The organism is Pseudomonas savastanoi (assembly GCF_020917325.1).
GTDB lineage: Bacteria > Pseudomonadota > Gammaproteobacteria > Pseudomonadales > Pseudomonadaceae > Aquipseudomonas > Aquipseudomonas amygdali.
This window is the reverse complement of record NZ_CP076652.1, coordinates 2,983,436-2,999,349: the sequence shown is the minus strand read 5'-3', so window position 1 is coordinate 2,999,349 and position 15,914 is coordinate 2,983,436. Positions and strand designations below refer to the sequence as shown.

The 15,914-nt window shown below is 60.4% G+C and carries 4 protein-coding genes (1 of these 4 cut by a window edge); all 4 read left to right on the top strand.

The features are described 5' to 3' along the window. Positions 1 to 313 precede the first annotated feature (313 nt). Positions 314 to 2,158, top strand: coding sequence for a syringomycin E biosynthesis L-threonine--[L-threonyl-carrier protein] ligase SyrB1 (gene syrB1, locus KP808_RS12770; protein ID WP_230018774.1), 1,845 nt, complete (start codon positions 314 to 316; stop codon positions 2,156 to 2,158). Between the two features lie 17 nt (positions 2,159 to 2,175). Further along, complete coding sequence (gene syrB2 / locus KP808_RS12765) at positions 2,176 to 3,108, top strand: syringomycin E biosynthesis L-threonyl-[L-threonyl-carrier protein] 4-chlorinase SyrB2 (RefSeq protein ID WP_003349549.1); 933 nt, start codon at positions 2,176 to 2,178, stop codon at positions 3,106 to 3,108. Positions 3,109 to 3,178: 70 nt separating this feature from the next. Beyond that, positions 3,179 to 4,390: a syringomycin E biosynthesis aminoacyltransferase SyrC gene (syrC, locus tag KP808_RS12760; RefSeq protein ID WP_230018772.1), complete on the top strand. Its 1,212-nt coding sequence runs from the start codon at positions 3,179 to 3,181 to the stop codon at positions 4,388 to 4,390. A 388-nt stretch (positions 4,391 to 4,778) separates the two neighbouring features. Then, a protein-coding gene (gene syrE / locus KP808_RS12755) for a syringomycin E biosynthesis non-ribosomal peptide synthetase SyrE (RefSeq protein WP_230018770.1) crosses the window boundary here: on the top strand, positions 4,779 to 15,914 show its 5' portion. It continues 17,235 nt past the right edge of the window; 11,136 of the gene's 28,371 nt are visible here — the first part of the coding sequence; the start codon lies at positions 4,779 to 4,781; its stop codon lies off the right edge, out of view.

Below are 15,914 nucleotides of genomic sequence, written 5' to 3'. Positions count from 1 at the left end.
GCCCTTCACATCCACGTTGTTTGGTGCCAGACCAACACGTTCCAGCACCGCGCAAGAATAAAAACACTGATGGCCGGGGGGCGTCTGTCACCGCATTCCGGGACAGCGGTCGCGCAGCATGTCAAAGCGAATTCATGGTGTTCAGCAGGGCCTTGTCCCCATTTCCCTCGACAGACGCAAGCCGGCAGTCGGTGCTGAAATGCGCCAACTGCGGATTTTGCCGGCCCTCCGAACAGATCCTTCAGGCCGCAGGGATGTCTCGAGTGCAGTGGATTTGAACGCTGCACCTGGTTACTAAACAGGAGCCTTTGTCATGCCGATCAAGAACACTGACGAATCGCTTGGCGCCGCGTCAGCCCCTCTCAAGCCCGGTGCTTTTCTGCACGAGATATTCAGTGACAGGGCACGTCAATTTCCTGAGCGCATCGCAGTCAGTGATACGCTCAGGACCTTGAGCTACGCACAGCTTGAAGCACTCTCGACCAAGCTGGCTGCGCGTTTACGCAGTGAAGGTGTGACCCACGGAATGCGTGTGGGGATGTACATGTCGCGTAGCGTCGATCTGGTCATCAGCCTGCTGGGCATTCTCAAGGCCGGCGGCGCGTATGTGCCGGTTGACCCGCAATACCCTGGCAGGCGCGTCGAACACATCATGCGCGACAGCGGCCTCAGCCTGATCATCGGCGATGCTGCAGATCTGCCGAAAATACCGTCTCTGCGCGTATTGGCCCTTGACGAGTTGCTGTCCGCACCGGCGCTGAAACTGGCTGCCGAAGACGGCCGTTCAGACCCGGATCAGGTCACTGCCTACATCATCTACACCTCTGGCTCCACCGGTGAGCCCAAAGGCGTGCAGGTTTCCCATGGCAACGTCAGTCGCCTGCTGGAAAGTACCCAGCGCGCCTATGACTTCAACGCCCAGGACGTCTGGTCGATGTTCCACTCCATCGGTTTTGACTTCTCGGTCTGGGAAATCTGGGGTGCCCTCGCCCACGGCGGCCAGGTGGCTATAGTGCCGTATGAAGTCTCGCGCTCTCCTGCCAGCCTGCGTCAGTGGCTTGCCGATCAGCGCGTCACCGTGCTCAGCCAGACACCATCGGCCTTCCGCGGTCTTGATGAAGCTGATCGTGGCAATACTGCACCTCTTGCCCTGCGCTACGTGGTCTTCGGCGGCGAAGCGTTGCCCGCTACCGTGCTGCGTCCCTGGGTCGAGCGCCATGGCGACCAGAAGCCTGCGCTCATCAACATGTACGGCATCACCGAGGCCACCGTTCACACCACCTTCAAGCGAGTGTTGGCGCAGGACCTGGAAACAGCCGCCATGGTTTCTCTCGGCAAACCGCTGGACGGCTGGCGCCTGCACCTGCTTGACGCAAGCCTGGCCCCGGTCGCGGAAGGCACCACGGGTGAGCTGTACATCGAAGGCGCCGGCGTGGCTCAGGGCTATCTAAACCGTGAAGCGCTCAACGTCGAGCGTTTCGTCGAGTTGCCCGGTGCTGTACGCGCCTACCGCACTGGCGACCTGATGACCCTGGAGAGTAATGGTGAATACCGTTACGCCGGTCGTTGCGATGAACAATTGAAAATCAGCGGTTTCCGCATCGAGCCGGGCGAGATCGAAGCCTCTCTGCAAACCAGCCCGAACATCGCCGCTGCCCATGTCGGCGTACACGATTACGGTGATGGTGACCTGCGTCTGGTGGCTTACGTGGTGCCAGGCAAAGGCGTCGATGCCTGGACTGAACAGATCCGCAGCGAAGTTGCCGCACTGCTGGCCGAAAGTTTGCCGGAGTACATGCGGCCTTCGGTGTATGTGCCGCTGGCATCGCTGCCGGTGACCCACCACGGCAAAATCGACAAGCAACAACTGCCCTCGCCTACCGCTGACACAACGCCTTTACGTGCGGCAGACGTCAAGGGCCTCAGTGAACAGGAGCACTTCGTGCTCAAGGTCTGGAGCGAAGATCTGGGTCTGAAAAACATCGGCGTCAATGATGATTTCTTCGATTCCGGTGGCACCTCGCTGGCGCTGATCCGTTCGCTTAGCAAGCTCAAAGCGCACTACAAAATCAACCTCGACCCAGGAATCCTGGCGGATGGCGCAACGGCCAAAGTCCTGGCCGACCACATCTCCCGTAGCCTTGTTCAAGCCCATTGACCGAAAAGGAAAAGCTCATGAGCAAAAAATTCGCTTTAACTGCGGAACAGCGTGCCTCGTTCGAAAAAAACGGCTTTATCGGTCCGTTTGACGCCTATTCGCCAGAAGAAATGAAGGAAACCTGGAAGCGCACCCGTCTGCGCCTGCTCGACCGTAGCGCTGCCGCCTATCAGGACCTGGACGCCATTTCCGGGGGTACCAACATCGCCAACTATGACCGCCATCTGGACGATGACTTTCTGGCCAGCCACATCTGTCGCCCGGAAATCTGCGATCGCGTCGAAAGCATCCTCGGTCCGAACGTGCTCTGCTGGCGCACCGAGTTCTTTCCTAAATATCCGGGTGATGAAGGCACCGACTGGCATCAGGCCGATACCTTCGCCAATGCCTCCGGCAAACCGCAGATCATCTGGCCGGAGAACGAAGAGTTCGGCGGCACCATCACCGTCTGGACGGCGTTCACTGACGCGAACATTGCCAATGGTTGCCTGCAGTTCATTCCTGGCACCCAGAACAGCATGAACTATGACGAAACCAAGCGCATGAGCTATGAGCCCGATGCCAACAATTCGGTGGTCAAGGACGGCGTGCGTCGCGGTTTCTTCGGTTACGACTATCGCCAGTTGCAGATCGATGAGAACTGGAAACCTGACGAGGCCTCTGCTGTACCCATGCAGATGAAGGCCGGGCAGTTCATCATTTTCTGGTCGACGCTGATGCACGCGTCCTATCCGCACAGCGGCGAATCACAGGAAATGCGCATGGGCTTCGCATCACGCTATGTACCTTCCTTCGTGCACATCTACCCGGACTCGGACCACATCGAAGAGTACGGCGGCCGCATCAGCCTGGAGAAATACGGCGCGGTGCAGGTGATCGGTGACGAAACGCCGGAATACAACCGTCTCGTGACCCACACCACACGCGGCAAAAAATTCGAAGCGGTCTGATCCAACTACGTCAGACGACAGTAGCCTTGCGCAATGTGCCTGAAAAAGCGCCCAAAAAGAGTAACGATCCATGACTATTTCCTCCGACGCAGCGATGCGTCTGTGCGAGACGGTGAGGATGCTCAGGCACCTTGCTCTCAATTTGCCCGATCCCGTGTGCCTGAGCTTTTTCGCCCAGGCCAACGGCCCGCTGCCAGAGCCGGCTTGCTCCAGCGTGCGAGCCACAGAGCGGGCGATCAATGCCGCGTTTGCGCGCATCGGCGTGCGCACCCTGCAGTACTTGCACGGTGGCGAGGCACAACTGTCGTCGTTCGAATACTTTATAAGCCGAAAAATCTGTGAAGCGCTCGACTATAGCTACGAGCACTTCGACGATGCTGGAGACGTAACCGCATTCAGTCGACTGCTCAAGCATTTTGAATTCAGCGGTGCAGTACCGCACATAGAGACACTGCACCTGACCACCCGTGACAATGCGCAATTGCTGGTGCATGCCAGCGCCAACCGCGAACTGCCTCCTGTAGTTCTGGCATTGCCTTGCGGCATTCCGTTCGATCTCTGCCGCGGCTGGTTCGACGCCTTGAGCGAGCGCTTTTTTGTCGTGACCTGGGAGACCCGGGGGCTGTTCGGTGCCTGCGAGGCGTTCGACCAGATCGCGGTGGACACCGATGCCCAGGTTGCCGACATGATCAGCGTAATGAATCACTTCAGGTTATCCAGCGCGCATCTGATGGGCATCTGCGGCGGCGCGGTGATCGCCCTGAGCGCCGCTGCAGCCCATGCCGACCGGGTCAACTCCCTGAGCCTGTGGCATGGGGATTACAACCTGGGCGACAACGACCTGCGCACCGCTCATCAGCAAAACTTCGAATGGCTGATGGAAAGCGCAGCTCAGGATCGCGGCGAGGCTGCTGACCTGCAAGCGATGTTCCTGGACCAGTCGACGCTGGCCACTACCCCCGAGTCCATTGCCCACGTGGTGCTTTACCCCTATGTCAATCCCGAGTTGTTCTATCGCTATGCGCGTTTGAATGACGCACTGAACAAGACCGAGCTGGCATCACGACTGGCGCGCATCAGCGCGCCAACTCTGGTCGTGGCTGGCGATGCCGACTCGACGACGCACATCGGTGGCTCACGGCATATCGCTGCGTCGATCAAGGACGCCACGCTGCACATAGAACATAATGGCAGCCACCTCGCGTTCTTTGTCTCCAGCCCGCAATCGAAACACACCGCCTTCAGCTTCCTGGACGAAGTTCTTCAGCCCGCTGTCGCCTGACAGTCGCGCGACACCTCGGCGAATAAAAGGGCGGGGGCTCAGGCCCCCGACTTCACTCTGCGCTGCGGCCTTGAGCGCGGCGGTAACCGGCTCACCTTCCAGGCGGCACACTGGCGCAGCACCAATCAACAACCTTCCCTTCACCACCCCGCTCCACAAGCCAGTCGAATCGGTCCGGGCCTTTATACCGAACAGTCTTGAATCATTGAACACCCAGCCCGGAAGCCCGCAGTTGTCCCAGCTTCCCACGACAGACATCCCCAAGGGGATGCTCTATTTTTTTTTCAATGTTTTTAGTCCTCCCTCCGACTGGCAGTCGTCCAGCCACATGCCGCGCCGCCCTTCGACCGGAGACGAGCCAATTGATTTCGCAAACAGGTGCTTTGAGATGAATTCGTTGATCGACAATCTGTGCACGCAAGAACAAGAACCCCTTTCGCTGGCTTCGGTTCAGCAAGGTATCTGGCTCGATCAGCTCACACACCCGCACCTGCCTTACTACAACATCGGCATGACTCTGGAGATCAAGGGCGAGATCGATATTGTGTTGTTCGAGAAAGCCATCCAGATGGTCATCGACAGCCATGACGCGTTGCGTCTGAGTTTCAGCCACGAGAGTGGTATGGGCGGCCAGCGTGTTCTGTCCGAGGCGCCGTTCAAGCTTGAAGTGACCGACTTGCCTGAGGTCGACGGCGACGCCGAGCATGCCATTGCGCATCTGCGCGAGTCCTTCCGCCAACCCTTTGAGTCAATGACCGGACAACTCTGGGAGTCGCGTCTGGTTCGTTGCGGTCCGCAACTTTATTACTGGTTCAATCGCTTGCACCACCTGGTCGCCGACGGTATCGGTGCAGTGCTGATCGCGCACGCCGTAAGCGATGCCTACTCAGGCTTGCTGGAAGGCAAGCAAACGCTTGCTGAGGGGCCTTCTTACCTCTCGTTTCTTGAAGAAGACAGGGCCTACATGACGTCTTCTCGCTACGAGCGTGATCGACTGTTCTGGGAGCAGACCTACGCCCAACTGCCGCCGGTTCTGCTGCAACGCAGAGCAGATTTCAAGACAGGCGTAACCAACGGTCCAGCTCCCAGTGACCAGGTTCAAGCCATGTTGCCCCGCGCGCTTTACAACGCGCTTACGCAGTTTGCCAGCGAATGCAACCTGTCCGTGGCTCATGTACTGGTCGGAGTGATCAGCACCTATTTCTGCCGTACCGTAGGCGTCGATGAGATCGTTGTCGGAATGCCGGTGCATAACCGCACCAATGCTCGTCAGAAAGCCACCATCGGGATGTTTTCCTCGATCAGCCCGATTCGCGTGGGCTTCGATCCGCATGCAACGCTGGTCGACCTGATGAATAACATCGGTACGCAACTACGTCGCACTTACCGTCACCAGCGTTTCCCGATTGCCGAACTCAACCGTAGCCTGCGGCTGGCGCAAACCGGACGCCATCAGCTGTTCGATGTTTCACTGTCATTCGAAAGCTTCGATGGTGACGTCACGTTCGGCTGCGAGGACCCGGCGCGGGTGCTGATGCTGGACAACGGCTACGAACAAACGCCCATGGCGATCTTTGTACGCGATTACCATCCCTCTGAAGACATCCACCTGGACTTCAACTTCAACACGGCTTACTTCACCTTCGAGGAAGTTCAGCGCATACAGCAGCGCATTTTCGCCATGCTTGAAGCTGTGCTGAATCAACACGACAACCCTTTGGCACACTTCCCGCTGATGAGCCAAAACGAGCATCAGCAACTGGCAGCTTTCAACCAAACCGCCCTCGCCTATCCCCGCGATGTCCTGATTCACCAACTGTTCGAACAACAGGCCGCCCAGCGTCCGGGTACTTGCGCCGTACGCGGCGACAACGGGCCGCTGCTCACTTACGCCGAACTCAACCAACAGGCCAACCAGCTCGCCCATCGCCTGATCGAACTGGGCGTGGAACCGGATACGCGGGTCGCAGTGAGCCTGCGTCGCGGTCCGGAAATGGTCGTGGCGCTGTTGGGTATCCTCAAGGCCGGTGGCGCCTATGTACCGATCGACCCAGACCTGCCGAGCGCGCGTCAGGCATACATGCTCGAAGACAGCTCGCCGCAGGCAGTGCTGACCACTCTGGACCTGAGCGAAAACCTGCCGGCCATGACGCTGCCTGTACTGATTCTGGATGACCACCAGGACAGCGCACAGCTTGCCGCACAGCCGACCGGCAACCCGGATGCCAAAGCGCTGGGTCTTCAGCCGAATCATCTGGCCTACGTGCTGTACACCTCCGGTTCCACCGGCACGCCCAAAGGCGTGATGAACGAGCACCTTGGTGTGGTCAACCGCCTACTCTGGGCGCGCGACGCCTATAAAGTGAACAGTCAGGATCGGGTACTGCAAAAGACCCCGTTCGGCTTCGACGTGTCGGTCTGGGAGTTTTTCCTGCCGCTGCTGGCCGGTGCCGAACTGGTCATGGCGCGTCCCGGTGGCCATCAGGACCCCGACTATCTGGCGCAGGTAATGAGTGACGCAGGCATTACCCTGCTGCACTTTGTGCCTTCAATGCTCGACGTATTTCTGGGACACCGTTCGCCCCGCGACTTCCCACAACTGCGCCGCGTGCTGTGCAGCGGCGAGGCCTTGCCTCGTGCGTTGCAGCGCCGCTTCGAGCAACACCTCAAGGGCGTCGAACTGCATAACCTGTATGGCCCGACCGAAGCGGCCATCGACGTTACTGCGTGGGAATGCCGCCCGACAGACCCGGGCGACAGCGTGCCCATCGGCCGTCCGATTGCCAACATTCAGATGCACGTACTGGATGCCCTGGGCCAGCTGCAACCGCTGGGCGTGGCCGGTGAGCTGCACATTGGCGGCATCGGCGTGGCTAGGGGTTACCTGAACCAGCCAGAATTGAGTGCCGAGCGTTTCGTCGCTGACCCGTTTTCCAGCGACCCGCAGGCCCGTCTGTACAAAACCGGCGACGTGGGCCGCTGGCTGGCCAATGGCGCGCTGGAATACCTGGGCCGTAATGACTTCCAGGTGAAGATCCGCGGCTTGCGTATCGAGATCGGCGAAATCGAGGCCGCTCTGGCCTTGTGCGCCGGTGTGCGTGAAGTGGTAGTGGTTGCCCGCGCAGACGACCCGACACAACCTGACAGCAAGCGTCTAGTGGCCTACCTGTGTGGCGAGCCGGCACCCGCCGAAAACCTGCGCAAAGAGTTGCTTGAACACCTGCCCGAATACATGGTTCCCAGCGCTTTTGTGCAGCTGGACAGCCTGCCCTTGACGCCCAACGGCAAGCTGGATCGCAAGGCACTGCCTGCTCCGGATGCGCAATCGCTGATCAGCCGCGGTTACGAAGCGCCGCAAGGCGAAGTGGAAACGCTGCTGGCGTCGATCTGGGCCGACGTGCTCAAGGTTAAACAGGTGGGTCGTCATGATCACTTCTTCGAACTGGGCGGCCACTCGCTGCTGGCGGTGAAATTGATTCAGCAAATGCGCGATGTCGGTCTGAGTGCCGATGTGCATGTGCTGTTCGGCCAGCCGACCGTGGCGGCGCTTGCCGCAGCAGTCGATGGCGGCACGGACGTCGTGGTGCCGGCTAACCTGATTCCCGAACGTTGCGAACACATCACCCCTGACTTGCTGCCGCTGATCAGCCTTACTCAGGCGCAGATCGACCGCGTGGTGAAAGATGTGCCCGGCGGTGCTGCCAATGTGCAGGACATCTACCCGCTGGCACCGTTGCAGGCGGGGATTCTTTACCACCATATCAGTGCCGAACAGGGCGATCCCTATACCCTGAAAGCACTGTTCGGCTTATCTGACCGGGCGCGGCTGGACGCTTTCAGCGGCGCTTTGCAAGGCGTGATCAACCGCCACGATATCCTGCGCACTGCGGTGCTGTGGGAAGATCTCGATGAACCGGTGCAAGTGGTGCTGCGCCAGGCTGAACTGCAAGTCACCGAGTTGTTCCTCGACCCTGCAGACGGCCCGGTTGACGAGCAATTGCACCAGCGCTTCGACCCTCGGGATTACCGCCTTGATGTGCGTAACGCGCCATTGATGCGCATTGTCTATAGCCATGACCCGGTCAACGACCGCTGGCTGGCGATGCTGCTGTCCCATCACCTGGTCAGCGACGCCACTTCCCTGTCCGTGGTCCTGCATGAAATTCAGGCGCACCTGCTCGGTCAGGGCGATGCGTTGGCTGAGACGGTGCCGTATCGCAACTATGTCGCCCAGGCTCGCCTGGGGGGCCGTGATGCTCAGCACCAAGCGTTCTTCCGCGAGATGCTCGGCGACATCGTCGAGCCGACCCTGCCATTCGGTGTGCAGGATGTGCAGGACGGCGGCCGTGACCTCAAAGAGGCCAGCGTGCCCCTGGCCGCCGAGCTGAGCCTGCGTTTGCGGGCTCAGGCTCGACAGGCAGGCGTCAGCGTCGCGAGCCTGATGCACCTGGCCTGGGCGCGGGTGCTGGGCAATGTCTCGGCCTGTGAAAAAGTGGTGTTCGGCACGGTACTGCTGGGCCGTATGCAGGCCGGCGACGGTGCCGACCGTGCGTTGGGCATGTTTATCAATACCTTGCCGCTGCGCGTCGATATCGACGCGACGACAGTGGCCGAGGGATTGAAGGCGACCCACGAGCGGCTGACATCCTTGCTGGGGCATGAGCATGCTCCGCTGGTGCTCGCCCAGCGCTGCAGCGGCGTGGCCGCACCGACGCCGCTATTCAGTGCATTGCTCAACTACCGGCACAGTGTCGTGGGCGATGTTTCGGCACAAGCTGCCCCCGCCTGGGAAGGGATCGAGTCTTTCGGCACCGAAGACAATACCAACTACCCGTTGACCCTGAACGTCGATGACCTGGGCGATGCTTTCACGCTCACTATTCAGGCCGTCCAGCAAATCAATGCTCAGCGCATCGGCGAGTACATGCAGGTTGCACTGCACAGCCTGGTGGAAGCACTGGAACACACCCCGCATGCCGCGTTGAACAGCCTGTCGATACTGCCGGACGATGAGCGCGAGCTGTTGCTGGCGGGCTTCAATGACACTGCCCACCCTTATCCTCGCGATGTGTTGATTCACCAACTGATCGAGCAACAGGCCGCCCAGCGTCCGGGTACTTGCGCCGTACGCGGCGACAGCGGAGCGCTGCTCACTTACGCCGAACTCAACCAACAGGCCAACCAGCTCGCCCATCGCCTGATCGAACTGGGCGTGGAGCCGGATACGCGAGTTGCAGTCAGCCTGCGTCGCGGACCGGAAATGGTCGTGGCGCTGTTGGGTATTCTCAAGGCCGGTGGCGCCTATGTACCGATTGACCCGGACCTGCCGAGCGCGCGTCAGGCCTATATGCTTGAGGACAGCTCGCCGCAGGCAGTGCTGACCACTCAGGATCTGCACGACAACCTGCCGGCCCTGGACCTTCCGGTGCTGGTGCTCGATGACCGCGATGACCTCGCGCAATTGACTAGGCAGCCGAGCGTTAATCCGGATGCCAAGGCCCTGGGTTTGCAGCCAAACCACCTGGCCTATGTGCTGTACACCTCCGGATCCACCGGTACGCCCAAAGGCGTGATGAACGAGCACCTGGGCGTGGTCAACCGCCTGCTCTGGGCGCGCGACGCCTATCACGTGGACAGCAACGATCGGGTACTGCAAAAGACCCCGTTCGGCTTCGACGTGTCGGTCTGGGAGTTTTTCCTGCCGCTGCTGGCCGGTGCCGAACTGGTCATGGCGCGTCCCGGAGGCCATCAGGACCCCGACTATCTGGCGCAGGTCATGAGTGACGCGGGCATTACCCTGCTGCACTTTGTGCCTTCAATGCTCGATGTATTTCTGGAACACCGCTCAACCCGCGACTTCCCGCAATTGCGTCGAGTGCTGTGCAGCGGCGAGGCTTTGCCTCGCGCGTTGCAGCGCCGCTTCGAGCAACAGCTCAAGGGTGTTGAACTGCACAACCTGTATGGCCCGACCGAAGCGGCCATCGACGTTACCGCCTGGGAATGCCGTCCGACGGATCCGGGCGACAGCGTGCCCATCGGCCGTCCGATAGCCAACATTCAGATGCACGTACTGGATGCCCTGGGCCAGCTGCAACCGCTGGGTGTGGCCGGTGAGCTGCACATTGGCGGCATCGGCGTGGCAAGAGGTTATTTGAACCAGCCGCAGCTGAGTGCCGAGCGTTTCATCGCCGACCCGTTTTCCAGCGATCCGCAGGCCCGCCTGTACAAAACCGGCGACGTGGGCCGCTGGCTGACCAACGGCGCGCTGGAATACCTGGGCCGTAATGACTTCCAGGTGAAGATCCGCGGCTTGCGTATCGAGATCGGCGAAATCGAGGCCGCTCTGGCCAAACACCCTGCGGTCCACGAAGCGGTGGTCACTGCTCGTGAAGATGTGCCGGGCGATAAACGCTTGGTAGCTTATTACACCCTGATAGCAGAGCATGCTTCGGTAGACATCGACAGCTTGCGCGATTCGCTGCAGGAACAACTGCCGGCCTACATGATCCCGATGGCCTATGTGCTGCTCGACTCAATGCCACTGACGCCGAACGGCAAGCTGGATCGCAAGGCGCTGCCAGCACCAGACGGTGATGCACTGATCAGTCGTGGCTACGAAGTGCCGCAAGGCGAAACCGAAGAGCAGATCGCGGCTATCTGGCAAGACCTGCTGGGCATTGAGCAGGTAGGCCGTCACGACCATTTCTTCGAACTGGGCGGCCACTCACTGCTGGCCGTCTCGCTGATCGACCGTCTGCGCAAGCAGGGCCTGAGTCTCAGCGTAAACACTGTATTCACTGCGCCCAGCGTGCGCGAAATGGCCTTGGCCATCAGCCAGGACAAACAAGCCTTGTTCCAGGCACCGGCTAACCGCATCCCGGCCGACTGCACGCAATTGACGCCAGAGATGTTGCCGCTGGTGGAGCTAAGCGTTGATGAGATTGAACTGATCACCTCCGCCGTTCCGGGTGGAGCCACCAATGTCCAGGACATCTACCCGCTGGTACCGCTTCAAGAAGGCATCCTGTTCCATTACCTGCTGAATCATGAACGCGACGCCTACCTGGTGCGCTCGACGATCGAGTTCGACAGCCGTTCGCGTCTTGACGCCTTTCTTGAAGGGCTGCAAACAGTTATCGATCGCCATGATGTGCTGCGCAGTTCTGTGCATTGGACCGGCCTGCCGCAAGCGGTGCAAGTGGTGCACCGCCAGGCGCAATTGCCGGTACACACACTCACGCTGACGCCGGATGAAGACGCGCTCAGTCAGGTGGATCGTCTCACTGATCCAGGTCGTCTGCGCCTGGACCTGCGACAGGCACCGCTGCTATCGGCCTACATTGCTGGCGACCCACACTCGGATCGTTGGCTACTGGCGCTGATTGATCACCACATGATCAGCGACCACACCACCCTGGAACTCATAGTCGAAGAAATTCGCCTGCTGATGCAAGGCCAGAGCGCAGACCTGCTGCCACCGCAGCCTTATCGGGAGTTTGTCGCACAGACCCTCGCCAGCCCTTCAAGTGCCCACGAAGCCTACTTCACCCGCCGTCTGGCTGATGTTGACTCACCCACCGCTCCGTTCGAACTGCTGGAAGTTCAGGGCGACGGCAATGACGTTGAAGAGGCCGAACTGGCATTGAGCAGTGACCTCTGCGCACGTATCCGCACTCAGGCCCGGGAGCGCGGCATGTCCCCGGCGGTTCTGTTCCACGTTGCCTGGGCTCAGGTGCTGGCCCGTTGTACCGGTCGCGATGATGTGGTGTTCGGCACCGTGGTCACCGGCCGCCTGCAAGGTACGTTCGGCGCCGAGCGGGCCATGGGCATGTTCATGAACACCCTGCCGGTTCGCGTGCAACTGGCCACGCAAGGCGCCCAGGAACTGGTCATGGCCACCCACCGTGATCTCAGCGAATTACTGAGCCACGAGCAGGCATCATTGGCCCTCGCCCAGCGTTGCAGTAGCGTGGCCACGGCGGTGCCGTTGTTCTCCAGCCTGCTCAACTACCGGCATCAGGGCAAGGACAGCCAGTTGCAATGGCCGGGCATGCGCTTGCTCGACAGCTCTGAGCGCACCAATTACCCGTTGTGCTTGTCGGTTAACGATTACGGCAGTGACCTCGGCCTGTTGATACACAGCGTGCAGCCCGCGGACCCGCAACGCCTGTGCGCCATGATGCAGTGTGCACTGGAGCAATTGACCGACGCGCTGGCGCACACGCCGCAGATGGCCGTTACGCAGCTGGATGTGCTGCCCGCCGCCGAGCGCAATCGGCTGTTGGAGACCTTCAACCAGACCCGCCAGGACTACCCGACTGACCTGTGCATTCAGCACCTTTTTGAAGCGCAGGTACGCACCCAACCTGATGCCATCGCCGTGGCTTTCCAGGCGCAGCGCTTGAGCTATGCCGAATTGAACCGTCAGGCCAACCGTCTGGCGCATCATCTGATTGGCATGGGCATCGGCCCGGATGATCGGGTGGCGATCTGCGTCGAGCGCGGCGTGGAAATGATGGTCGGCCTGCTCGGTGTGCTCAAGGCCGGAGCGGCTTACGTGCCACTGGACCCGGCCTACCCGGCCGAGCGCCTGGCCTACATGATCGAAGACAGTACGCCGTCGGCGTTGCTGACACAGAGCCACTTGCAGGGGTATCTGCCGACTCTGGCCTTGCCGCTGGTATTGCTCGACGACGATCAGCGCAGCACGTTTACCGAGCGTGACGACAACCCGGTGGTGCAAGCCCTCGGTGCGCGCAACCTGGCCTATGTGATCTACACCTCGGGTTCCACTGGCAATCCGAAGGGCGTGATGATCGAACACCGTGGTCTGGTCAACTACAGCATTGATGCCGCGCGGCTTTTTGCTCTGTCCCCAACCGACACCGTGCTGCAACAGAACACCCTGAACTTCGACCTGTCGGTGGAGGAAATCTTCCCGGCCTTGCTGGCTGGTGCCACTCTGGCACCAAGCAGCGATATCTTCGGCAGCGAAGGCACTGAAAGTCACGGCATTCAACTCACCGTCCTGCACCTGACCGCCGCGCACTGGCATACGCTGGTGGCCGAGTGGCACAACCAACCGCAGGTCGCTGAGCAACGTCTGCAGCATGTGCGCTTGATCAACGTCACGGGTGACGCACTGTCGGCACAGAAGCTCAAGCTCTGGGACGAGATGCGCCCGGCACACACTCGCCTGATCAACACGTACGGTCCGACCGAGGCCACCGTTTCCTGCACCGCCGCCTACGTCAGCCATGACGCCGTGGCCGGCAGCGAAGGCAGCGGCAACGCGACCATCGGCAAGCCGATGGCCAACACCCGTATCTACCTGCTCGATGCTCAGCAGCAGCCAGTGCCATACGGCGTGGCCGGTGAGATTTTCATCGGTGGCGACGGCGTGGCGCGGGGTTACCTGAATCTTGAAGAGGTTAATGCCGAGCGCTTCCTGGCGGATCCGTTCAGCAACAGCCCTGGCGCGAGGATGTACAAAACCGGCGACCTGGCGCGCTACATGGCCGACGGCCGTATTGAATACCTGGGCCGTAACGACTTCCAGGTCAAGGTGCGTGGTTTCCGTATCGAACTGGGCGAAATCGAAGCCCGTCTGGGCAATTGCGCCGGGGTCAAGGAGGCGGTAGTGGTCGCCCGGGAAGATAATCCGGGAGACAAACGCCTGGTGGCCTATGTGGTTGCACAGCCGCAAAGCCAGCTTACAACTGCTGAACTGCGTGCCGAACTGGCACCGCAACTGGCCGAGTACATGCTGCCGAGCGCGTTCGTGATCCTCGACGCCTTGCCGTTGACGCCGAACCGCAAGCTGGATCGCAAGGCCTTGCCAGCCCCGCAAGCCGATGCACTGATCAGCCGTGGCTATGAAGCCCCACAAGGCGAAACCGAAGAGCAGATCGCGGCTATCTGGCAAGACCTGTTGGGCATTGAGCAGGTAAGCCGTCACGACCATTTCTTCGAACTGGGTGGCCACTCACTGCTGGCCGTCTCGCTGATCGAGCGTCTGCGCAAGCGCGGCCTGAATCTCAACGTAAAGACTGTATTCACTGCGCCCAGCGTGCGTGAAATGGCCTTGGCTATCAGTCAGGATAAACAAGCCCTGTTCCAGGCACCGGCTAACCGGATCCCGGCCGACTGCACGCAATTAACGCCAGACATGTTGCCGCTGGTGGAACTGAGCGTTGATGAGATTGAACTGATTACCTCGGCCGTTCCGGGTGGAGCCGCCAATATCCAGGACATCTATCCGCTGGCACCGCTTCAAGAAGGCATCCTGTTCCATTACCTGCTGAATCGTGAACGCGACGCCTACCTGATGCGCTCTACGATCGAGTTCGACAGCCGTGCGCGTCTTGACGCCTTTCTTGAGGGCCTGCAAACGGTTATCGACCGCCATGATGTCCTGCGCAGTTCGGTACATTGGATCGGCCTGTCACAAGCGGTGCAAGTGGTGCACCGCCAGGCGCAATTCGCGGTACATACCCTCACGCTGACGCCGGACGAAGACGCACTCAGCCAGGTGGATCGTCTCACTGATCCCAATCGTCTTAGCCTGGACCTGCGACAGGCCCCGCTGCTACTGGCCTACATTGCTGGCGACCCACACTCGGATCGTTGGCTACTGGCGCTGCTTGATCACCACATGGTCAGCGATCACGTCACTCTGGAGCTCATACTCGAAGAAATTCGCCTGCTGATGCAAGGCCAGAGCGCAGACCTGCTGCCACCGCAGCCTTATCGGGAGTTTGTCGCACAGGCCCTCGCCAGCCCTTCAAGTGCCCACGAAGCTTACTTCACCCGCCGCCTGGCTGATGTTGATTCACCCACCGCTCCTTTCGAACTGCTGGAAGTTCAGGGCGACGGCAATGACGTTGAAGAAGCCGAGCTGGCATTGAGCAGTGACCTTTGCGTACGTATCCGCACTCAGACACGGGAACTCGGCATGTCCCCGGCTGTGCTGTTTCATGTCGCCTGGGCTCAGGTGCTGGCCCGCTGTACCGGCCGCGATGATGTGGTGTTCGGCACCGTGGTGACCGGTCGTCTGCAAGGTACGGTCGGTGCCGAGCGGGCCATGGGCATGTTCATGAACACCCTGCCGGTTCGCGTGCAATTGGCCACACAAGGTGTCCAGGAACTGCTCATGGCCACCCATCGTGATCTCAGCGAGTTACTGAGCCACGAGCAGGCATCATTGGCCCTGGCTCAGCGTTGCAGTAGCGTGGCCACGGCGGTGCCGTTGTTCTCCAGCCTTCTCAACTACCGGCATCAGGGCAAGGACAGCCAGTTGCAATGGCCGGGCATGCGCCTGCTCGACAGCGCCGAACGCACCAACTACCCGCTGTGCTTGTCGGTCGACGATTACGGTAGTGAGCTCAGCCTGGTGATACACGGTGTGCAGCCCGCGGACCCGCAACGCCTGTGCGCCATGATGCAGTGCGCACTGGAGCAATTGACCGACGCGCTGGCGCATACACCGCAGATGGCCGTTACGCAGCTGGATGTTCTGCCCGCC